Source organism: Sphingobacterium ginsenosidimutans, from assembly GCF_039536865.1.
In the GTDB taxonomy this organism is placed as follows: domain Bacteria; phylum Bacteroidota; class Bacteroidia; order Sphingobacteriales; family Sphingobacteriaceae; genus Sphingobacterium; species Sphingobacterium detergens.
This window is the reverse complement of the sequence record NZ_BAAAZK010000007.1, coordinates 746,681-768,583: the sequence shown is the minus strand read 5'-3', so window position 1 is coordinate 768,583 and position 21,903 is coordinate 746,681. Positions and strand designations below refer to the sequence as shown.

The window sequence follows — 21,903 nt, the reverse complement described above, 5'->3', positions numbered from 1 at the left end:
AAACAGGTAAAAATCAGATAATCAGAAAGATAATAAAATAGAAAGGTCCCAGATTTTTCCTTAGAATTTTGAGTACATTGGTCATTTGTTTGGCAATCGTATGCTCGGAGGTACCCAGACGCTCCGCGATCTGCTTATGGGAGAGCCCTTCTTCGCGGCATAGTTTGAAAACCTCTTTCATCCGCGGTGGCAGGCTTTCCACCTCTTTTTGGATCAGCTCCTGGAATTCTTTTTCCCGTATCTGTAGGTCAATCAGGTAATTCCCTTCACGTATAAATTCCTGCAGCGAATCCAGGTAAGGAGCTTCTTTGCGTCGTTTATAGATCAGGTTGAGCGAGCGGTTTCGGATTGCTGTAAACAGATAATTGGCCAGTCCTGTGGTCAGCGTCAATACTTCGCGCTTAACCCAGAGTTCAGTAAATAGATCCTGAATCAGATCCTGCACATCTTCGGCGCGACCCAATTTCTTCCAGGCATGCTGCTGCAGTGCAGTTTTATATCGGTCATAAATTTCCAGATAGGCCGCATGATCGCTAGCCTTGAGAAGATTAACCAGCTCCGGGTCCGAAAGATTACGATACTGCTTCATCTGCTGTTTTCAACTATATTTTTGTCCGTCGATTCATTCGGGTAGATCATGAGGACATACAGCCTCAACTTGTCAACATTTAAGATTTATTTGTCAATATTAAAGATTTATTTGCAATTGTCCTAAAATTTGGCTGTTAAAATCAAGTGCCCTAAAAAAAGAAAGCGCCGGTATTAGTACCGGGCGCTCTTCAACTAAACCACCACTAAATAAACATGTAATAAATAAACGCAGTCTTTTTAGGTTTCTATTCAAAGGCATTTAATTCCCCAAAACCGCCCTTCCTACCCTGTGTCGGATTCCAACTGGCCTCCCAATAATTTCCTGCCATTTTCTTTTCTCCACCGTGGTATATTCGGCATAATCAACCATGATAGCTGTGGCATTAGTAGTCATAGGACTGTCCGGGATTATCGGCAGATCGTGTGGGATTTTGTTTTGTTCCTTTAAACGAAAGTACCGTATTTGGCAACGAACTGAAAACTAGCACAATTTATGGATCACCTAATTATGATGCCCCATAGGCAGTTTGATTCTTTTTAATTCTTCTAAATCATGAATAGGACGCTCTAATTCGTAAGGAATAGGCTGTCCCGAAAACAGTTGAAAATATTGCAGGCAGGCGTCTTTCCACCAGACGGCATCGCGCGCTTGCATTCTAAGCTTGGATTGTACCGATTTAAAACGATAAGGATCTATATGTTTCTCCATTCGATCCCAAACTTTTTGAAATTCACGTACTTTCTGAACCCCTTGATCATAATGGTAACATAACGCTGTCCAAAGTGTTTTACCACTTTTCATCCGATAGTCCCAGGGCACATGATGAAACCATAACAACAGATTTTCCGGACAGTTTGCGCGAACGCCATATCGCTTATCCAAGGGTGGATTATATTGCGCAACAGCATTGCTCCCATATATACTACGGTCAAAACCTATTCCCAGGCTATCTGCGTTATGATAATACCAAGGCATCCAATCCGGACGACCACCGGGTATGTCTCCCCAGGGTTCGGGTCCGTAATGATGGTCAAAGGCAAACAAATGATGCAAGCCTAGCGGCATCATATAGTCAACGGCAGCCTCCCGTGAGTTCAGCATGATTTGTTTAACGGGATCAACAAATGCCTCCTCGCGGCTAAATGTGAGGCCTATCCATTCCCCTGCGATTTGCGCTGAAGAAAGTGTATTATTCCAGGCCAGTCGCCCAAAGGCATACCAATTGGCTTGCGCAAAATGATGACCTGTCCAATTGCTATCTTGACCAATATTGGCGACAGCCGCGATTGCAGTCTCGCGATGCAGATTTCCACTGCTAGCTGTCATCTTGGCTATAGTAGATCCCTCCCCATGAGCAAAAGTATCGCTATCCAGTACTTCCCTAAATAAGGGCGCCAAGTACACCAAATGGTTGGAGAAGCCTAAATACTCCTGTGTCAACTGAAATTCGAGCATCTTGGCTGTATGCGGCATGGCACCGAACAATGGATTGAACGGTTCGCGGGGTTGAAAATCTATTGGTCCATTTTTTATCTGGACAATAACATTATCCCTAAATTTCCCATCAAGTGGCACAAATTCCTGATAGGCTTGTTTAGCTCGGTCATCTTTGGTGGGATGATAAACAAATGCCCGCCAAAACACCATACCTCCATAGGGTTTTAGTGCATCGGCAAGCATATTCGCACCATCCGCATGTGTCCGCCCGTAATCCTGTGGCCCGGGCTGTCCTTCTGAATTCGCTTTGACTAAAAATCCGCCAAAATCGGGTATCAAGGTATAAATTTCCTTAGCCTTGGCTTTCCACCAGCGTTGAACATCTTTACGGAGAGGATCTGAGTCAGGTAAACCACCCAAAATTTTGGGAGAAGAAAAATTCACTGATAGATATACTTTGATCCCATATTTGCGAAAAACATCTGCTAGCGCTTTCACTTTGGCAAGATAACCCGCATCCAATACCTGTGCAGAAGCATTTACATTGTTCAATACGGTAGCATTAATACCAATGGAAGCATTGGCCCGCGCATATTGCTCGTACCTAGGTGATAGCTTTTTCGGCAGTTCCGCCCAGTGCCATAGCGAATGACCGGCATAACCGCGTTCTATGGTACCATCCAAATTATCCCAGTGATTCAGTACACGAATATCATAGGATGGTATCTCAATGATTTTGGAAGAGGATAACTGCCCGCCTGTTTCCTGCAGGCGCAACAAATGATAAGCAGCGTATAATAAGCCGATTGGACGACTGGCGACAACCTGGATTTTTTTCTCGTTCTGATTGATTTGATAGCCATCTTTTAACTGCTTTTGCTTCACATCGATTTGCAGGGTGATCGCAGCTCCTTTCCAATAGTCCAACAGCTCTTGCTTTGCCAAAGCTACAGTTGGATCCGCTGACTTTATACCTAGGATATCTACGCCATGTATCGCCTTCCCGAGTTTGGAAAATCGTAACCACAACTGACTCCCATCTTCCGGTCTGGCGAGAAAAGGAATACACAACAAAGCCATCAATAAAAGCAACTGCACACGCATAATCAAAAAATGTTAGAGAATGTATAAAATCGTTCGTTAAGACGACATGCCATCTATGGTTTTAATAAATCCGTTTTCATCATATTCAAGCTCGATCACTTTCATGCTCCTTAACCAGGTTTTTCCGCCCGATGGAACAGAATCATGATAAAAAAGATACCATTTGCCCCGGAATTCCAAAATACTATGATGCGTGGTCCAGCCGACAACCGGTGATAAGATCACTCCTTGATAAGTGAATGGACCATATGGGTTGTCCCCTAGGGCATAGCAGATAAGGTGACTGTCGCCTGTTGAATAAGAAAAATAATATTTGTCTTTGTATTTATGCATCCAAGATGCCTCAAAAAATCGTTTTTCGGAATCCCCTTGTTTTAAGGATTGTCCATTTTTATCCAGAATGACAAGATCACGCGGCTGTTCTGAAAACTCCAGCATATCTGCCGCTAATTTCACAACCTTGGGACTCAATGCGGCGTCATTATCCTGCGGCAATTCGTTCGGCACAACAATTTTATTGTTTCGATAAAATTGCAGCTGTCCACCCCAGATACCACCAAAATACAAGTAATAGGATCCATCCTGATCCTTAAAGGCACATGGATCTATGCTGTAGCTTCCTTTTATTGGATTGGACTGCGGTATAAATGGCCCATAAGGTCTATCCGCTACAGCTACTCCGATTCGAAAGATATCGTTTTTATCCTTCATGGAAAAATACATATAGTATCTGCCATCTTTCTCCGTCACATCCGAATCCCAAAGCTGTCGACCGGACCAAGGAATATCTTTTACCGCCAATACTTTCCCATGGTCAACCACTTCAGCTTGTACATCTTCCAAGGAAAATACATGATAGTCTTGCATATCAAAATGATCGCCATTATCATTTTCGGCTATCCCACTCTCCCGATCATGAGAGGGATAAATGTATATCTTATTTTCAAAGACATGTGCGGATGGATCCGCCATGTAGTCAGTTGGATATAAATATCTAATCTTTTTCATTTTTTTACGATTACTTTTTTTTTTGAGTCAATGCAATAATATCTTTTAAAAAGGGTTTGGCTTGATAACGACGGTCAAACAAGAGCGGATAATCCGTACGTCCAGGAATAGGCCAGCCATTTTTCCATGAATCTCCATCCCCAACGCCCCAGAGGGTCACTCGGGATATCTTATCCTGATGTTTCAGATATAGCCTAAAAAAGTCAACATATCGTTTTCCAAGTTCCGCCATCTTGTCTGCCGGCAAGCCTTTTTCATAGGGGTTCGCCTTCTTACTGTAAGCATGGCGTTCGCCAACTTCAGCCCCCATATTGGGCCGCACATGTGGAAGTACGGAAATGTCCATCTCTGTCACCATCACTTTCACACCTAGACCTGCAAACCCAAGAATGGTCTTTTCAACTTCTGCCAACGATGGATTGTCCAGCGCATTATGTTCCTGCATACCGATTCCACTGATCTGTCCGCCAGCGGCTTTCACCTGTTGCACCATGGCCATAATCCCTTTTCGCTTTTCGGGAATGGCTGTTGAATAGTCATTATAATACAATTCGGCATTGGGATCGGCTTCATGGGCAAACTGAAATGCCAATTTGATAAACTCGGGACCAATAATTTCGTAAAATTTACTTTTACGCCATTCCCCATTATCCAATATAGCTTCGTTGACAACGTCCCAACCGGACACCTTCCCTTTATATCGAGACACGACAGTATGTATATGCTTGCGCATGCGCTCAATCAATATATCCCTGGATACATCTTTTCCATTTTTATCAACAAAAAACCAAGCCGGAGTCTGCGAATGCCAGATTAATGTATGACCGATGATCTGCATCTTATTTTGTTGGCCAAAAGCTATAAAGCGATCTGCGTCTTTAAAGAAAAATTCTCCCTCGCGAGGTTGCAAAAACATACTTTTCATGCAGTTCTCAGCCACAATGGAGTTGAATTGTTGTTTGACGACTGCAACGGCCCTAGCATCCCTTTCCCAAATCTGATCGAGGTTGAGGGCCGTCCCAATAAAAAATTTATCTTCAAAAGCTTCCTTTAAGGACAATGAGTCAGGCTCCTGGTTTATACAGGGCGTAGCCGCAGAGAAAACATTTACGCCCATAAGGGTTGTTGCAGCCAATACAATAGTCTTTAGTATATTCATGGTCTAGTTGAGTTTAATTATTATGTCGGGATTCAATATCCTGATTGATTTTGTCTATCGTCCTGTCATCCAATTCGTATTTGGAAATGATATACATGGCAAGTAACAGAAGCAGCGCTGGAATGACAGCCACCAACCATAGGATCCCTATTTGGGCTGTGGCGGACTGTGCTGTTGCATTATCTTTGTCAAATGCAACATAGGCGAGCACCAGTCCCGGAATAATACCCCCCAAGGCCATACCGGCCTTGTAAAAAATACCTGTGAGCGCATTGACAATTCCAGATATCCTTTTACCGGTTTTGTATTCCCCATAGGATATGACCTCCGGTACCAGTGCCCACATATATCCTGTAGCGACGATAACCCCTGTAGATTTGATAAATTGCGCAATCAGCACCAAGCCGATATTCCCCTTAAGGGTTTCATTTGATGAAATAATATATAACATCAGCATGCCCAGAATCGCGATCCCCAGGAACACATAGAACATTTGCTTCTTTCCGATTGCACGTTTGATTGCCGGCACAAGGGGCATAAAAATAAATGCAGGTAAAGATCCCAAGGCCATAAAGTAAGGAAGCATATCCGGCGCATTGACATTATAGATCATATAATAAGAACCTGCCGAATTTCCGACGGCCATCATGGCAAAAGCAGTAATGAAGAAATACGCCAGAATACGCAAGGGCCGGTTGTGCTTAAATTCTTGCCATAGATCAGACACCCGAACGTTTTCGGTATCTTTCTCATCCATAATGACCCGCTCTTTTGTTTGTGAAAAACAAAAAAATAGCAGTACCAAACCAACCAAAGCATAGATAAACATTGTCGTAAACCAGGCTTCGGCAGAGTCCTTCGAGTTGATCTTTCCATCCGGAGAGAAATATTTCACGACAATAGGTACACCGTAGCCAACCGCGAGCCCGCCAATATTGGCCATAAACATGCGGATGGACGTCAGTTTCGTCACCTCATCCGTATCTCTCGTTAAAGAGGCATTTAAAGCACCATAGGGAACATTAATCAATGTATACAACATCGACAGCCCGACATAAGTGAGGTAAGCATAGGTCAGTGAGCCTGAAAACCCATTCCAAAAGCACAATATCGCAAAACCCGTAAGCGGAATTCCTCCCAGAACTAAGTAAGACCTATATTTACCCAAACGGGGATTGCTTTTGTCGACAAACGCGCCTACGATAGGATCCCAAACAACGTCAACAATACGTACGACGAGAAACATAATACCCGCTGATGCCGCAGATATTCCATAGACATTGGTATAAAAAAGCAATAGGTACATCGAAACGGTCTGGTAAATAAGATTCTGCGCCAGATCTCCTGCACCGAAGCCTACCCTTTGTTTCATTGAAAGCTTATAAAAGCCCTTGGCAGGCTTTACAGCTGTTGTCATTTGGTCCATATATAATTGGTTAATCGAATATTGAATTACTGAGGTAAAACTACAAGTACCTTTTCGAGGGCGACTGATACAAATGTTTTATATGCTAATAAAAATGTTTAAAAAAGACCCTTAAACACGGAATAATAGAAAACATTGCAACGAATTCACCCTCGAAGGATACTTGACTCTATTTAATCGGCTACATATTTTATGAGGTAGCTTTTTGTCTGTCCCCGGTAAATACAATCGACTTTGGCATGATCTGCGAGCGAGCCCGCTTGCCTTACTGTAATCTTCACCTCTGGATTAGCTGAAAATGCTTTTACAGCAGGAATCTTTTTGCCTTTTACCTGAATAGGAGCCGCAATTTCATAAGTATTGTATCCAATGATCCCATTCTCATCTGTAGATCTTACCGGAATGGCAGATAGGGCTAGTTTTTTACCATCTACAGTAATATCGACTGTCGGTGCTATTGGACGTACAATTTTTTGATCTTTCGAACTAAAGCCTAGTCCAATAAAATCAAAAAGTGCATTTTCATCTCCACCTTCTGCAACTAAATATAAGGCGTGTTTGCGGTCCAGCTGATCAACGATATCGGCTACATCGACCGTAAATTGTGTGACCTCCGATTTGGAATTTGCTGGAATACTTATTTGGGCAATCCTTTTGCCTTTCCAAACCTCATTATCCCAAGGGCCATCTAACCATACATTGACCTTAAATGCGGCTTTTGTTTTTGGTGTTATAAACAGGTTGAAGGCTGTTTGGTTCCCTTTTTTAGTTCCTTGAAAGGCTTTCAATCCAAATTTATCCTGATGGAGTCCCCCAAATCCGAAATATTTGAAACCGACAATATGTCCATTTTTCATATTGGTTATGGGCATATGATTATCCCAAACATCCCAGGAATCCTGTTGTAAACTGATATCAGAAAGATAACAAGCGTAGCCAGCAGAATAGTACTGGTAAGGAGCTAAGCCGTAAAAATGGAATCCTTCGGAAGTGACTTCTGCACCTTTATACTCCTTTCCCTGTTTAGCTTTGACTGTCAGGTTTTCCTGATAGGGATCAAAGGCACGGATGGAAACCATCCCACCCTCCTTCACAGATTTTTCGTCCCATTCCACCTTGATGGGTTCGACCACAGCCTGTCTTGCAAAGCCAAATCCTCGTGGTGGTCTGTGATAAAATACATACCATTGTCCATTGATCAGCTCAATACTGCCATGTGTATTATGCCCGGCATTGCTGGTTTCAATACCCGAACCATCTTTGTTCAATACCGGAGCCCTGGAGTCTACCAATACCCCACCACCCTTCCATGGCCCTAAGGGTGAATCTGCGACCGCATAGCGTAGGGTTGAATTGGAACTAGCTACACCATATTCGGGTCCCGAATAACCACTATATACCGTAACGTATTTGTTGCCGACTTTTCGGATGGAGGAAGCCTCAAAAAAATTAAAAGTTCCCAGATCCTCACCTTTAAATATATTCGGATATGTGGTTCCTTTTGGGTCGCGCAGCTCACCATATCGTGCGCTCGCCGGCAGAAGATAATTGATAATTTCAGTTCCGGGTCTTAGGGAATACATGGTTTTTTGATCCAATTGTGCCGCCATTGACCGTTGAAATCCCCAGAACCCATATGCCCGGAATCCGATTTCGAAATCGGGGTCTTTCGGATCCGTCACGTACTCAATATAGACCGCCGGATCAAAGCCCAGGATGCTTCCCGGCAAAGTACGTTTGCCATCTTCCGTCAGATTTATTGGTTTAAAGGGGCCGTTTGGCCGGTCTCCTTTGACAACCATGGCTTCCCTGTGCTCCCCTCTGCTGTGTGGAAACAAATAATATTCCTTCTTTCCATCTTTCCTTTTGACCTCCACAAGGTCTGGGGCATACATAACATCCCATTTGGCGTCCATTGGATAGGTGAAAATAGCGCCTTCATCCCGCCAGCTTGTTAGATTATCAATAGGTGCAGACCACATACGGATATCCGGGCCGCAATAACTAGTAAAGCGTAAATCATGGGAGCCGATGATATAAGCACGATATTTTCCAGGGTGATCTGGATCTTCAAAAACACGGGGCTCACCATCAGGAAGATGCTCCCAAAGCGGAAGATAGGGATTTCCGATCGATTGGTGCACGTATCCTTTACTGTAATCCATTATCTTATTTTGTTGCTGTCCCATCAAGATCTTTGTAGACAGAATCCCTGTGACGGATAATAATAATACCATTGTCCGTTTTTTTAGGACAATATTCAGTTGCTTCATAAAATTCTATAAATTAGTTATTTAAATTGCTTAATTATACTTTTCGTTGCGCCATTCAATTTATTTGTCCACGTTTAGGGTTCCTCCCTACCAATGATCGGTACGAAATGGAATCGCCAATAATCCCTCTTTACTGATCAGGTTTGCATCTTCTGGATTATTGCTCCAGGCATAGCGAACAGCTTGTGGATGTTTGACTGTTGGATGGCTCAGCACGACTTTATTGTGTTGAATAAACGCATTCGCCCATACAAATTTTCGGTCCGCACCCGCTATAGCGAAATGCTGTAATGTTTTTCCATGGCGGATTGCCAATCCTTTTCCGATTTGATCAAAGGAAACCAGGATCTTATCTCCTGCTATCTGCATCCCTTGGTATCGGGGTCCGGATGCGGCTATATCTTCGCCATAGACTAGCCTACGAGCCGCTAAGAATAGTCGCTTCGCAATATCCTTTTTATTTAACGGATGAATGTCATTCCATTCCCCTAGATCGTAAGTCACTGCTAATGCCGTTCCCGGTATTTTATGACTGACCTGAAACTGAGCTTCTCTCAGAAGCGCCCAATTTGAGCCGGTTGGAACCGTATCCTTAGGCATAAAGTTGGGGAGCTGCACCAGCAAAAAAGGAAGCTGTGCTTGTTGATACAGGGTACGCCAGTTTTTTATCAGCGCGCTTAGATAGCTTTCATAGTACTCGGGCTTACTTGTATTTGCTTCGCCCTGATACCAGATTACCCCCTTAATACGATAGTTTGCCAAGGGATAGATCATCCCATGATATAGACCCGAACCAGCTTTAGCAAGTTGCTGCAGCCGACTTTTGTACTTGTCTACCTCATGTTGATCAATTCCGACTTGCCAACGCCACCCACCGGCCAGATCTATCGCGACATCATCTATTTTCAATTGATATGGCTTATCGGGTGTAAAGCCTCCATCGGTGCCATTGCACCGCAGTCTGATGCTCAGGCTGTTTTGTCCGGTATGAAGTATACCCGCAGGCACATCATAAACCCGTGGTGGATAACGATAAGCTGTCGTACCAATGAAATGACCGTTGATATAAACGGAATCACTGTCAGTCAAGGTGCCCAAATACAATTTCGCATGCCGACCGTCTTTGGCCGCTGGAAGCATAAAATGCTTTCGATAATAAACAATACCCGGTTTGGATTCTTTTTGATTACTCCAATAATCAGGTACTTGCACAACTGGCCAGGACGAGTCGTCAAAGTCTTCAGCGGTCCATAGGTTCTGGCCCTTATCTTTTTCAAGTATTTGGAGACTATCTACCGCTGCCCGATCAATCAACAGGTCGGGGAACTGCTTTAAGTGCTGCTGATCAATCCAGCTTTCTATCCCCGAGCCACCCAGGCTGGAAACGAGCATTCCTACGGGAATACCATTATGCTGGTAAGATTCCTGCGCATAAAAATATGCTAAGGCTGTCCAGTTCATGACATCCGAAGCGATGCCCGAGTGCCACCTCGCGCCGGAAAGTATTGCTTCTTTCGGCTCCAGCGCACTATTTTGCGTCGGTACCTTAAAATAACGTATCATGTGATTATTGGAAACATTGATCTCCGGAAATCGCTCAACAAGTCGCTGGATCGGTGTTTCCATGTTGGACTGTCCCGAACAGAGCCATACATCGCCGATCAGAATGTCCCGGATCACGAGTTCATTGATCTCCATGAGATATGGGCCGCCATACTGCTGTGGTGGAATAGTTACGCTCCACTTACCATCTTTTCCAGTTTCGGTATAATAATAGCTCCCCCGAAAACGAAGCGTTATTTTTTCGCCCGGAGCAGCCCAGCCCCAAATCTTAAGTTCGGTATCTCGTTGTAAAACCATACAGTCGCTCACAAGTGCAGGTAGGCGCAGCTCGGCCCAACAGGGCTGGAGCAGCAAGACCAAGCCAATGGCCAGCATGACATGGCGCAAAAAATATGGCACAAAAAAGAAAGCGCGCGCGCTATTCATCATATCCCTTTCGTTTATTTTCCGAACTTCCAACAATCAAAAAATAAGATATTCGATGGCGCTTTACCTTTAAAGACAAAGTACAGATCATGGACGCCGGTGACTTTATTGGAAAGCGGCGTATCCACCGTGGTCCATCTGTCGTCACCCCCTGTCATTGGTACTGGTATTGTTGCTAAAAGTAGGCCATCAACGGCATTTAACCTTACCTCCATGTTAACGTCACTATGGTGTGTTGTACCGAGTCTCGCAAAGAATGTTGTTGCCCCATTTTCACCAAAATCAACGTTTTTCAGGCTCGTGTAGGCGCCATTTTTGAGTGCTTTGATAAAAACACCCACTTGATTATTTTGATATGATTTAACATATTCGGACCAGGAGATGGTTTCCGCCTGCGTGAGTTCATAAGGATTTAATGTTGTAAGCGCTTGGACCCCGCCCGAGTTCATCTTCATCGCTTGCACACTGCCATCGGGATTAAACTTTAATTCCTGCATGGCGACCGAGCGTGTGAACCCACCGCCGCCTCTCAAAGCCCCATTATGGTAAAAGAAGTAACTTTTACCCTTAAAGTCGATCACTCCGGGATGGTTGGTGAAAGCCGTACCTTCGGCAGGCATGATAACACCCCCGTAGGTCCAGGGACCTTCAGCTTTTTTGCTTGTCGAATAAGCGATATATTCAGGTAAAGGACCTCCCGGCCAAAAAAGATAATACAAACTGTTTCTTTTATACAACCAAGGACCCTCTTCATAGCCCGTAGGTCGTTTCGGGTCGCCCTCCCTTTTTCCGAATGCTGCCGCCGTCATTGGAACCTCAACGATATTGCCCGTATAGGAGATCATATCTTCATTCAGCTTGACATATTTCAGCTGGGGATTACCCCAGTACATATGCGCCTGCCCATCATCATCAATAAATACAGTCGGATCGATATCGCCCCATTCACTCTGAACAAGCGGTTTTCCCAAAGGGTCATGAAATGGCCCTAATGGGCTATCACCGACAGCAACGCCGATCGCTCCACGATTGTTCAGCTTGGAAATGACAGGTACATACAGATAAAATTTGCCGTTTTTTTCAACACATTGCGCCGCCCAGGCGTCGCCTTTTGCCCATTCAAAATCAGTATACGAAAGGATAGCACCATGATCGGTCCAATTGACCATATCGTTGGTTGAATATGCCCGCCAGTTGTTCATATTAAACCAGGTCGATTCTTCCTCATCCTGTGTGGTATAGAGATAGAGGCGATTATTGTATACCAATGGTGCTGGATCGGCCGTGTAGGCTGTTTGTATAATCGGATTCTGGGCCTTTAATGTATTGATCGTTACCAAGACCATAATCAGAAATCCAAAAAGTAAGCGCGTTAAAAAATGTCGTCTCATATCGTCTTAGTTTGTTGTAAAGTGGAAATAATCAAAATCTACGTAGCCGCCAGCCGCCTTACTTGCGTAATTAAAAAGTGCAAAGCGATACCCCATAAAATGAGGTATTGTATAGCTCATCTTCAGTTCGTTGCCGATGGCTTTCCACTGGCTTCCGTTGGTGCTGTAATAAAATTGGGCGATATCCTTTCTGTTCCTAAAATCGCAGCTGGCTTTTAGAAATATACGTTGTTCTTTTAGGGCTATTTTTGCTACCTCTTCCGGAATCCCGGTATGCGCATTGACCATAACCAATGATTTGTCTTTCCCTTCCATCCGGACTCCCAGCAGCCCATAGTTTTTTTGCAGTAGGGACAAACCGGCGAAATCGCCATCTTTCATCTGCGACACATCAATAGCGATCGAACCGCTACAGGTGGGGCCTATCGTACGTTGTGTCAGCGTGTTTTTGGCCTGCAGAAAGTCGTTGGCAAGTTCACCCGTTTTTAAGCGCAAAAACCCGATACGTTCCGTTACCGACCATAAGTTTGAGTCAGGCTGATGGTTCCATTGCCATACTAAGGGCAATGCAGATTGGTCTTTCGTTCGGCTAAACTCGTCGGAGCTCACAATACCCGGCATGAGGCCTTTGCTCTCGGGTAGTTTCAGCTTGCTTGGAACTTTGCCCTGTTCTCCCATTACTGGCCATGCGTCTTTCCAGCCGACCGGTACCAAATAAGGAATCCGACCGACAGCACCATGATCTTGAAAAAGGTAAGCATACCATTGTCCATTGGGCATATCAATCAAACCGCCTTGCGCCACGCCTTGATCTTGTAAAACAACTTTCCCTTCATATGGACCTTCCAATTGGCGCGCGCGATGTACAATTACGGTGCGCATTCCGCCTGCAGGCCAGGAAATATTAAAAAGATAATACATGCCGTTGATCTTGAATAGCTGCGAACCTTCGGCCGGTAATCCCATCTTGGCGCCCTTGGGCAAACTTGGTAAGGTAGCATCTTCGATCAAAGTACGTTCGGTTCCGGCCCTAATCCCCGAAAGGTCTGCCTCCAATTCAGCAATATGCAGACGCCCGCTACCCCAGATCATATATATTTTTCCATGATCAAAGAACAAGCTATGATCATGCAACATCGGGCGAAATTCATGTGCGCGCCAAGGCCCATTTTCTATATCTTTTGTGGTATAGATATGTGTTTTCCCCGTATTGGAAGAAAAGGTGCTCAGATAATAGCGGCCCTCATGAAAGCGCAGGCTACTTGCCCAGGAGCCATGTCCATAGGCATTTTTATGATGCGACAGGTTGAGCGCATCACTGTCTGCCAAATGATCATAGGCATAGTTAACCAGGGTCCAGTTGACGAGGTCCTGGGATTTCATAATCGGAACCCCCGGACTCATGTGCATGGTCGTGCTGCTCATATAGTACGTATCGCCGACCCGTATCATCGACATATCGGGTACATCGGCGAAAATAATCGGATTTTGTGCCTCCTGTGCCGATACAGCTTTGCAGGAAATTACGATCAGAAACAGGATAAGTTTTCCTAGGCTTTTCATTTTTTAAATAGCAATTGCGAAACATGATAGAGGTCATTTTTCCACACATTGAAATCATGCCCTCCAGGCTCCAAATAATAGATATGAGGTACCCCCTCTTCCGAAAGATATGCATGCGTACGCTTACTGATGTTGAGCAAACCATCCTGCTCACCACAGGAGATCCACAGCAGTTTTAGCCTGTCTTTAGCTTCTTTTGGAACAGGTAGCAATTCCTGCGGCATCTTTGTATTGGGTGCAGAAGAAAAGCCACCGACCCAGGCAAAGGTGTCGATATGGCCCAGTCCGAAATTCAGCGCCTGCCCTCCGCCCATCGACAGCCCAAAAATCGCTCGCTGTTCGCGGTCCTTGAAAACAGGAAACTGTTTTTCAATAAAAGGAATCAGGTCGTTGAGCAGGTCTTTTTCAAAAGTCGAAAATGCAGCCACCCGATCAGGTGCCATGACATTCCCGCCGGCGCGATCATCCTGCATCGCACGGCCATTGGGCATAATCACCAACATGGGTTCCATTTTTCCTTCGGCATAGAGATTATCAAAAATAACCTGTGGGTTTCCATGTCTGAACCATTCCCGTTCATCGCCGCCTATTCCATGCAAGAGGTACAGTACCGGATATTTGTTTGCGGTGTTGTATCCGGGAGGCGTATAGATTAAGGCTTTTCTCGTAACCCCTACCGTCTTTGATGGGTAAACAAGGGAGTCGATTTTTCCAGTCGATGGCAATTTTCGCTCCACATCAAATCCTTGTGGTGCAGCCTGCTGCGCTTGAGCCATTAAGCTGGCGGAAAAAGCACACAATAGGGTGCAGATTATCTTCTTCATCGTATAATTGGTTTAACAGTACATCAATTTTAGGTTAGGCAAGCGATAGAAACAACAGCCTAATTTCAATTTATAAACAATAGCTGATTCAATAAGAGCAACAATAGCCCATAACAAATTAAGTCGCCACTTTCCTCTTGAGCACCCGCAATGCCGCTGCCACAATGGCGTCGGCGTTTAAGCCATATTTATCCATCAATGCGCTTGGCGGTCCCGATTCACCGAAACTATCGTCTACCGCCACATATTCCTGCGGACAGGGCATTTGTTTGGCCAACAATTGTGCGACACTGTCGCCAAGTCCACCGATACGGTTATGTTCTTCAGCGGTAACGACACAGCCTGTTTTAGCAATGGAAGTCAGTATTGCACGCTCATCCAAAGGTTTGATGGTATGGATATTAATGATTTCGGCATCGATACCCAAGGTTTCCAATTCTTCTCCCGCAAGGATGGCTTCCCAGACAAGGTGCCCTGTTGCCAAAATGGTCACTGCGGTGCCGGGATTCAGCATGACGGCTTCACCGATCACAAATTGCTGATCTTCAGGTGTGAAAACGGGAACAACAGGTCGTCCAAACCGCAGGTAAACCGGACCTTTGTGTCTGGCAGCAGCAAGCGTCGCAGCCTTCGTCTGATTATAATCGCAAGGGTTGATCACCGTCATTCCCGGAAGCATTTTCATCAATCCGATATCTTCCAATATCTGATGGGTCGCTCCGTCTTCGCCCAAGGTCAGGCCAGCGTGTGAAGCTGCGATTTTTACGTTTTTATCGGAGTAAGCAATAGATTGCCGGATCTGGTCGTATACCCGTCCTGTCGAAAAATTGGCAAATGTCCCTGTGAACGGTATTTTTCCACCGATGGTAAGTCCTGCCGCAATCCCCATCATATTTGCTTCGGCAATGCCGATCTGAAAGAAACGTTCCGGAAAGGCCTTGATAAAATCGTTCATTTTAAGGGAACCGACGAGATCTGCGCAGAGAGCAACCACATTTTCGTCCTCCTTTCCTGCTTCCAGCAAACCGGCACCAAATCCAGAACGCGTGTCTTTTGATTCTGTATATGTATATTTCTTCATCTTAATTCTATTTCAAAATTTCCTTTCTAGGAGACGATATAATCGCCTAATGTTTCTGCATTCTGATTTAAAGCGGCACGTAGCTGCTCATCGTTGGGTGCAATACCATGCCATTTATGCGAGCCCATCATAAAATCGACGCCATTACCCATTTCGGTATGGAGCAACAGCATGACTGGCTGGCCAGCTCCGGTTGAAGCCTGCGCTTTGCGAAGCCCTGAAATCACAGATTCGATATCATTTCCACGCATGACCTCAATGACCTTCCAGCCAAAAGCCATCCATTTGCGGGGCAGATCGCCCAGCGAAAGGACATCGTTGGTGGCGCCGTCAATCTGGGCACCATTGTAATCTACAATACCGATCAGATTGTCCATTTTGTTGTGGGCGGCATACATCGCCGCTTCCCATACCTGTCCCTCCTGCAACTCGCCATCGCCCATCAGTGCATATACCAATTGTTTATCCTTATTGAGTTTTTTTGCTTGGGCAGCACCTATGGCGACAGAAAGACCCTGTCCTAGGGAGCCTGAAGCGACGCGGATACCCGGCAGTCCTTCATGCGTTGTGGGATGCCCCTGAAGCCGCGAATTGAGTTTTCTAAAGCTGGCAAGCTCATCAATGGAAAAATATCCTGCCCGCGCCAAAACACTGTAAAATACCGGAGATATATGTCCATTGGAAAGGAAAAACAGATCCTCCCCCACACCATTCAGATCAAACTGATCGTTGCGCTGCATCAATTCGAAATATAGACAGACCAACAGCTCGGTACAGCCCAATGATCCGCCAGGATGTCCAGACTGACAGCCATGCACCATGCGGACGATATCTCTTCGGACCTGCTTAACGATCGCCTCTAAATTATGTATACTATGTTTCATCATGACCATCTCAATTGTTACTTTGTGCAGCTACCCGTTTATGATCAGCTAAAAATTGGGCAAGCCCGCTGTCCGTCAATGGATGTTTTAACAGCGAGAAGATCGCCTGCAAAGGTCCTGTCATGACATCCGCACCGATCTTGGCACAACCCAGTATATGCGCACTATGACGTACCGAGGCCGCAAGAATTTGGCTCTGAAAATCATAATTGTCATAGATGGTCCGTATTTCACGGATCAGTGCCAGCCCATCGACAGAGATATCATCAAGCCTGCCCACAAAAGGCGATACATAAGTGGCTCCGGCTTTTGCGGCCAAGAGTGCCTGGCCCGCAGAAAATACCAGGGTACAGTTGGTCTTAATTTGTTTTGTGCTAAAATATTTGATGGCTTTAATGCCATCTTCGGTCATTGGCACTTTAACAACAATCTTATTGTCCAGGGCTGCCAAAAGCAGGCCTTCCGCAATCATTGCGCTATAATCAGTCGAAATCACTTCAGCACTTACATCACCGTCTACAATAGCACAGATCGCTTTGTAATGTGCATGTACAGCAGCTGTTCCCGTAATTCCCTCTTTAGCCATGAGCGAAGGATTAGTCGTTACTCCATCTAAGACACCTAAATTTTGAGCCATACGAATCTCACTGAGACTTGCGGTATCGATAAAAAATTTCATTTTTTTGAGTTGATTAGTTTTGTATTCGCCGGATCTCCAGCGATTGGTTATAAGACAAAACTATCGCTTTCAGCTAGATACGATTGCAACAAATAAAAAAAAGAAGGGTAAAAATGTTTAAAACAGATTATCCTTCTTAAAAAATGCATTAAAACAATGCCTTTAAGCAACGATTGTATGCTTATTGGACGGATGTACTTTTTTGTGACTGGATGTATTCACTTGGCGTCATTTGATATTTAGCCTTGAAGACTTTTGTAAAATAGTTTGGATTGGCAAATCCCGTTTCGTAAGCGATTTCAGAAATGGACTTATCGCTTTTTTCTAACAAGCTCGCCGCCTTTTCTAGTTTTACTGAGCGGATAAAATCTACGGGTGACATTCCGGTAAGTTCCAGTAGTTTGTTGTAGAGGGAGGCTCTGCTCATCGAGGTGTGGGCACTCAAGGCTTCGACCGACAACTGCGGATTATCGATATTATCGTGCACATAACTGAGCACTTTCTGTAGAAATTTATCCTTTTCGGATTTGATCGTCATTTCGGGAGCTAGTATAGATACCTGTTTACTGTAGACTTCCTTAAACGCCTGGTTCAGCTGCAGCAAACTGTTAACCTTAGCCACCAGGACATCCATATCAAAGGGTTTGGTCAGGTAACCCACCGCACCCGACTCCAGGCCACAGACAAGGCCGTTATCCACCTGCGATGCCGTCAGTAAAACGACAGGGATATGTTTTGTCCGCTTATCCTGTGCAAGCTTCTGTGAAAATTCCATACCGTTCATATAGGGCATCTGAACATCGCTCACCACAAGGTCCGGATGATGAAATAGTGCCTTTTGCCAGCCGTCCTTCCCGTTGGTGGCCTCGATAATCTGATAATGCTCTTTTAGAGACTCGTGGAGGTAGTACCTAAAATCTTCATCATCTTCAATAATCAACACCAGCGGACTTTGTCTAAGCTCTAGTGGCTGTGCTGATACAACCGCCTCCGGCTCCTGTAGCCCTTCGTATAGCGGCTCGGCCTGATCCAGCCATAGGTCAAATTTAAAGGTGCTCCCACTGTCGGGCTGGCTGTTTACCGAAATTTCGCCATGGTACATCTGAACAAATGACTGTGCGATCGAAAGCCCAATACCGGAACCCTGGCTTGCTACAATACCCTCCGTATCATGCTGGAAAAAGCTTTCAAATATCGACTGTTGCAATTGCTCAGGGATACCTATGCCCGTATCACGCACCTCAAGATACACATGCAGTTTGGTGTCGACCATGCTTACCGAAGATAGCGTTACTGCAATATCCCCACCCTTTTTCGTGAATTTAAAGGCATTATAGATTAAATTAAATAAAACGCGCTCAACCTTATTACGGTCAAATCGGCAATATAATTTTTCCTGGCAAGGATAAAAAGAATAATCTATTCCTTTTTGCAAGGCCATGTCCTGAAATGAGCGATATACTTCCTGCACAAAAGAGACCAGCTCACCGGCTTCATCCTGCAATTTCAGTTCATGGTATTCCATTTTTCGAAAATCAAGTAACTGGTTGACCAGGTTCAGTAGGCGACGTGCATTACGGCTGATCAAATTAAGCTGGTCGCCCAGTTTGCTATCTTTATTTTTAGCGACCAAAGCATCTATCGGGCCCATGATCAAAGAGATCGGCGTTCGGAATTCATGACTTAAGTTGGTTAAAAACCTGATTTTCATCGCATCCACTTGATGCTTGGTCTCCGCATCCCTTTTTTGCTGTTCGATCAGCTGCCGCGCCTGGATGCGTTCCTGCTCAAGGGCAAATTTCTGCTTCAATTTTTGAATACCACGGTGCCTGATGGACAGCAGCGCTGCGATGAAGGCCAGTACATAAAATAAATAGGCATAAATTGTACGCCAAAAAGGTGGCGCAACGTGTATCGCTATCGATTTGATTTCCTTGTTCCAAACACCATCATTGTTGCTCGCACGTACCTCAAAGACATAATCCCCAGGATCCAAATTCGTGTAATAGGCGCTATTTTCCTTTCCGTTACGAATCCAGTTTTTGTCGAAACCCACAAGGCGGTACTCATATTGGTTATCTTCCGGCACGGTAAGGTTTAGTGCCGCAAAAGAAATAGAAAAATTCTGTTTATACTTCAGGTTGATCCGATCGGCAGTCAACAGAGACTGTTGTATTGGACCTTTTTCGCTAGGCTGAATGACCACATTGTCAATTTTTAGGTCGGTCAGTGCGACTTTGGCCGGATTGCTGTTGGTTTTTAAATGAGCGGGATAAAAATGGTTAAACCCCTTCTGTCCGCCAAAGTAAATTTCTCCGTCATCCATTTTTAACGATGCCCCGAGCATAAAGGCACCTTCTTGCAATCCGACTGCATTTGAATAATTCTTAAACTTATTTTGTGCTGGAGAATAACAACTCAAACCTTTGTTCGTTGAAAACCAAATCCGGCCTCTATCGTCTTCGATAATGCTCTGGATGGCACCATTCGCGAGTCCATCTTTCTCGGAAAGCGTCTCAAATACTGATTTTCCTTTTCGCAGCAGACCGACCCCATTACCGTTTGTTCCGACCCACAAATTCCCTTTTTTATCCGTATGTATAGCTAATATATAATTGCTTGGAAGCTTATTTTTTGCTTTATCATAACCTGTCGTCCGTTGTTTCAAAGGATCGTACATCAGCAGTCCCGAGCCATAGGTACCTATCCACATGTTATGATCCTGATCTTCCGCCAGCGCACGTATAAAATTCCCCGGCAGCTCGATCCCATCGTCTGACTGCTCTTCGCGCTTGTATTTTTTGACAATTCCGCTCCCCTTCTGGATGATGTTCACGCCGCCGCCGTTTGTCCCGACCCAGGTATTTCCCCGAAAGTCAACTTTCAAACAAAAAATATCGTTATTATTCAAGTTGTCTGTTCTACTGCCGACAGTGTATCTTTTGAGGTTTCCAGAAGGGAGATCATAACAGATCAGTCCCTGTTGATAGGTGCCGATCCAAAGCTGGTCCAGGTTTCTTTCCAAGGTCAGCACCGTGAGATCTTTAGGCAGGTTGGCAGAAAGCGCAACAGGCGACAATCGATCCGTAGTGCGATCGTATTTCCAAATGCCACCATCGTCCACGCCTAAAAACACCTTATTTTGGTAGGCTGCAAACGAGGTCACTATGGCTGGATCGCCGGTCATACCTTCCAGGAAATCCAGGCTTTTTAAGCTAAATTGACTTAAATTGGTGTCGAATTTATTTAAGCCGCCCTGAAAGGTACCTATCCAGTAGATTCCACTGTTGTCTTTAAAAATAGAACGTATCGATTTATGGGAAAGGCTATGCACATTACTTGGGTCGGGCTTAAAGGTCCGAATGGTAAAATCACTGGTATTAAGGACATCAAGGCCATTGTCCGTTCCGATCCATAGGTCCTGCTTTTGGTTGTAACACAAGGTATAAATGCGTGGACTGCTCAAAGAACCTTTTCCGGCTCCAAATTTATTGAACTGCGTATCGCCCGGATTCAAATATTTAAGTCCGAGCATAGACCCGATCCAGATTCTACCCCGATCATCTTCGACAATGGAAGTAACTTCAATCCCATTCCCATAACCTTCCTGTTCCGAAAGAACTTCAAAACGTTTGATGGTCTTTAAATCTGCTGCGATACGAAAAATTCCGTTCTCCGATGATACCCACATGTTGTTGTGCCGATCACGAAAGACGCAGCCCGTTACTTTGCCGGCAAACGTTTCCACAATACGTCGATAGGTCGGATCCATCTTTTTTTGTAGATCATTGACATCCAGGATATACAGCGCACCATAGGACGCGATCCAGATATTTCCATTTGCGTCCTGATCAATTGCGTTAATTGCCGTGCTGAGCCATTTACCATCGGGTGTAAGATTATACGAGCGGATGCGGTCCGCTTCCCGATCATAATAACTTAATCCGCCGCCATTTGTACCAATCCATATTCTGCCCTTCCTGTCTTCACTTAAGGCCGAGATATGGTTTGCCATTAAACTGTTCGCTTTATTGGCATCATAGCGATAGACATTGTAATGACGCCCGTCGAAGCGGTTCAGCCCATCCTCTGTCCCCAGCCAAAGAAAACCATAGCTATCGCGATAGATACTATAGATGGTATTGGAAGAAAGTCCGTCTTTTGAAGTATAGCGCTGAAATGTTACAGGCTTGTTTTGCCCATAGGAAAATAAGGTTAGCAACATCCAGCTTAATGCCAGTAAAATCCGTATCATATCTTTAGGTATATTATCCAACCCCAAAAACTTGAGGTGAACTGTCAACTAAATTATCAAATTAATCCCGACCAAACTAGTCTGCACAAGGATTTACACGCTATTGGCAGTCATTTTTGACATTCTTATCCTTCATTTAAACATTCTTGCTATCCGTACGAATTTACATTGGCTAGCTTTGGTCTACAATTATAAACGCTTTGAAAGGCATCTCCTCTTATGGGGAAATTGTGTCTCA

General features: G+C 44.7%; 14 protein-coding genes. All 14 read right to left on the bottom strand.

Annotated elements, in window-relative coordinates; genetic code table 11:
- Positions 1-13: 13 nt before the first annotated feature.
- Positions 14-589, bottom strand: a complete 576-nt coding sequence (locus ABFX33_RS15485; RefSeq protein ID WP_346086765.1) for an RNA polymerase sigma factor — start codon at positions 587-589, stop codon at positions 14-16.
- 504 nt (positions 590-1,093) lie between these two features.
- On the bottom strand, positions 1,094-3,133 hold the full coding sequence (locus ABFX33_RS15480; protein ID WP_346086764.1) for an alpha-glucuronidase: 2,040 nt from the start codon (positions 3,131-3,133) through the stop codon (positions 1,094-1,096).
- Positions 3,134-3,169: 36 nt separating this feature from the next.
- Positions 3,170-4,141 carry a glycoside hydrolase family 43 protein gene (locus tag ABFX33_RS15475; RefSeq protein WP_346086763.1) on the bottom strand — a complete coding sequence of 324 codons (972 nt, stop codon included), beginning with the start codon at positions 4,139-4,141 and terminating at the stop codon, positions 3,170-3,172.
- Positions 4,142-4,151: 10 nt separating this feature from the next.
- Positions 4,152-5,300, bottom strand: a complete 1,149-nt coding sequence (locus ABFX33_RS15470; protein WP_346086762.1) for an endo-1,4-beta-xylanase — start codon at positions 5,298-5,300, stop codon at positions 4,152-4,154.
- A 13-nt stretch (positions 5,301-5,313) separates the two neighbouring features.
- Positions 5,314-6,672 carry a glycoside-pentoside-hexuronide (GPH):cation symporter gene (locus tag ABFX33_RS15465; protein ID WP_346086761.1) on the bottom strand — a complete coding sequence of 453 codons (1,359 nt, stop codon included), beginning with the start codon at positions 6,670-6,672 and terminating at the stop codon, positions 5,314-5,316.
- 227 nt (positions 6,673-6,899) lie between these two features.
- Positions 6,900-8,963, bottom strand: coding sequence for a hypothetical protein (locus ABFX33_RS15460; protein ID WP_346086760.1), 2,064 nt, complete (start codon positions 8,961-8,963; stop codon positions 6,900-6,902).
- Positions 8,964-9,086: 123 nt separating this feature from the next.
- Entirely contained in the window at positions 9,087-10,991 is a 1,905-nt protein-coding gene (locus ABFX33_RS15455) for a sialate O-acetylesterase (protein WP_346086759.1), read from the bottom strand.
- 11 nt (positions 10,992-11,002) lie between these two features.
- A complete protein-coding gene (locus ABFX33_RS15450) occupies positions 11,003-12,379 on the bottom strand; it encodes a glycoside hydrolase family 43 protein (RefSeq protein ID WP_346086758.1) in 1,377 nt (458 codons plus the stop codon).
- 6 nt (positions 12,380-12,385) lie between these two features.
- Entirely contained in the window at positions 12,386-13,942 is a 1,557-nt protein-coding gene (locus tag ABFX33_RS15445) for a glycoside hydrolase family 43 protein (RefSeq protein ID WP_346086757.1), read from the bottom strand.
- On the bottom strand, positions 13,939-14,766 hold the full coding sequence (locus tag ABFX33_RS15440) for an alpha/beta hydrolase (RefSeq protein ID WP_346086756.1): 828 nt from the start codon (positions 14,764-14,766) through the stop codon (positions 13,939-13,941). The genes ABFX33_RS15445 and ABFX33_RS15440 overlap by 4 nt, the downstream gene beginning before the upstream one ends.
- A gap of 118 nt (positions 14,767-14,884) precedes the next feature.
- On the bottom strand, positions 14,885-15,847 hold the full coding sequence (locus ABFX33_RS15435) for a transketolase family protein (RefSeq protein WP_257090700.1): 963 nt from the start codon (positions 15,845-15,847) through the stop codon (positions 14,885-14,887).
- Positions 15,848-15,873: 26 nt separating this feature from the next.
- Positions 15,874-16,731 (bottom strand): transketolase, encoded by an 858-nt coding sequence (locus tag ABFX33_RS15430; protein WP_346087901.1) that lies wholly within the window; start codon positions 16,729-16,731, stop codon positions 15,874-15,876.
- A 10-nt stretch (positions 16,732-16,741) separates the two neighbouring features.
- The gene (gene fsa, locus ABFX33_RS15425) at positions 16,742-17,410 is read right to left on the bottom strand and encodes a fructose-6-phosphate aldolase (protein WP_346086755.1); all 669 of its coding nucleotides are present in this window, start codon (positions 17,408-17,410) and stop codon (positions 16,742-16,744) included.
- Between the two features lie 181 nt (positions 17,411-17,591).
- Entirely contained in the window at positions 17,592-21,665 is a 4,074-nt protein-coding gene (locus tag ABFX33_RS15420; protein WP_346086754.1) for a two-component regulator propeller domain-containing protein, read from the bottom strand.
- Positions 21,666-21,903 lie beyond the last annotated feature (238 nt).

Excerpts from the sequence above, each read along its gene's own strand:
- ABFX33_RS15485 (WP_346086765.1), bottom strand. The coding sequence starts at position 589 with ATGAAGCAGTATCGTAATCTTTCGGACCCGGAGCTGGTTAATCTTCTC.
- ABFX33_RS15480 (WP_346086764.1), bottom strand. The coding sequence starts at position 3,133 with ATGCGTGTGCAGTTGCTTTTATTGATGGCTTTGTTGTGTATTCCTTTT.
- ABFX33_RS15475 (WP_346086763.1), bottom strand. The coding sequence starts at position 4,141 with ATGAAAAAGATTAGATATTTATATCCAACTGACTACATGGCGGATCCA.
- ABFX33_RS15470 (WP_346086762.1), bottom strand. The coding sequence starts at position 5,300 with ATGAATATACTAAAGACTATTGTATTGGCTGCAACAACCCTTATGGGC.
- ABFX33_RS15465 (WP_346086761.1), bottom strand. The coding sequence starts at position 6,672 with ATGAAACAAAGGGTAGGCTTCGGTGCAGGAGATCTGGCGCAGAATCTT.
- ABFX33_RS15460 (WP_346086760.1), bottom strand. The coding sequence starts at position 8,963 with ATGGTATTATTATTATCCGTCACAGGGATTCTGTCTACAAAGATCTTG.
- ABFX33_RS15455 (WP_346086759.1), bottom strand. The coding sequence starts at position 10,991 with ATGATGAATAGCGCGCGCGCTTTCTTTTTTGTGCCATATTTTTTGCGC.
- ABFX33_RS15450 (WP_346086758.1), bottom strand. The coding sequence starts at position 12,379 with ATGAGACGACATTTTTTAACGCGCTTACTTTTTGGATTTCTGATTATG.
- ABFX33_RS15445 (WP_346086757.1), bottom strand. The coding sequence starts at position 13,942 with ATGAAAAGCCTAGGAAAACTTATCCTGTTTCTGATCGTAATTTCCTGC.
- ABFX33_RS15440 (WP_346086756.1), bottom strand. The coding sequence starts at position 14,766 with ATGAAGAAGATAATCTGCACCCTATTGTGTGCTTTTTCCGCCAGCTTA.
- ABFX33_RS15435 (WP_257090700.1), bottom strand. The coding sequence starts at position 15,847 with ATGAAGAAATATACATATACAGAATCAAAAGACACGCGTTCTGGATTT.
- ABFX33_RS15430 (WP_346087901.1), bottom strand. The coding sequence starts at position 16,731 with ATGAAACATAGTATACATAATTTAGAGGCGATCGTTAAGCAGGTCCGA.
- fsa (WP_346086755.1), bottom strand. The coding sequence starts at position 17,410 with ATGAAATTTTTTATCGATACCGCAAGTCTCAGTGAGATTCGTATGGCT.
- ABFX33_RS15420 (WP_346086754.1), bottom strand. The coding sequence starts at position 21,665 with ATGATACGGATTTTACTGGCATTAAGCTGGATGTTGCTAACCTTATTT.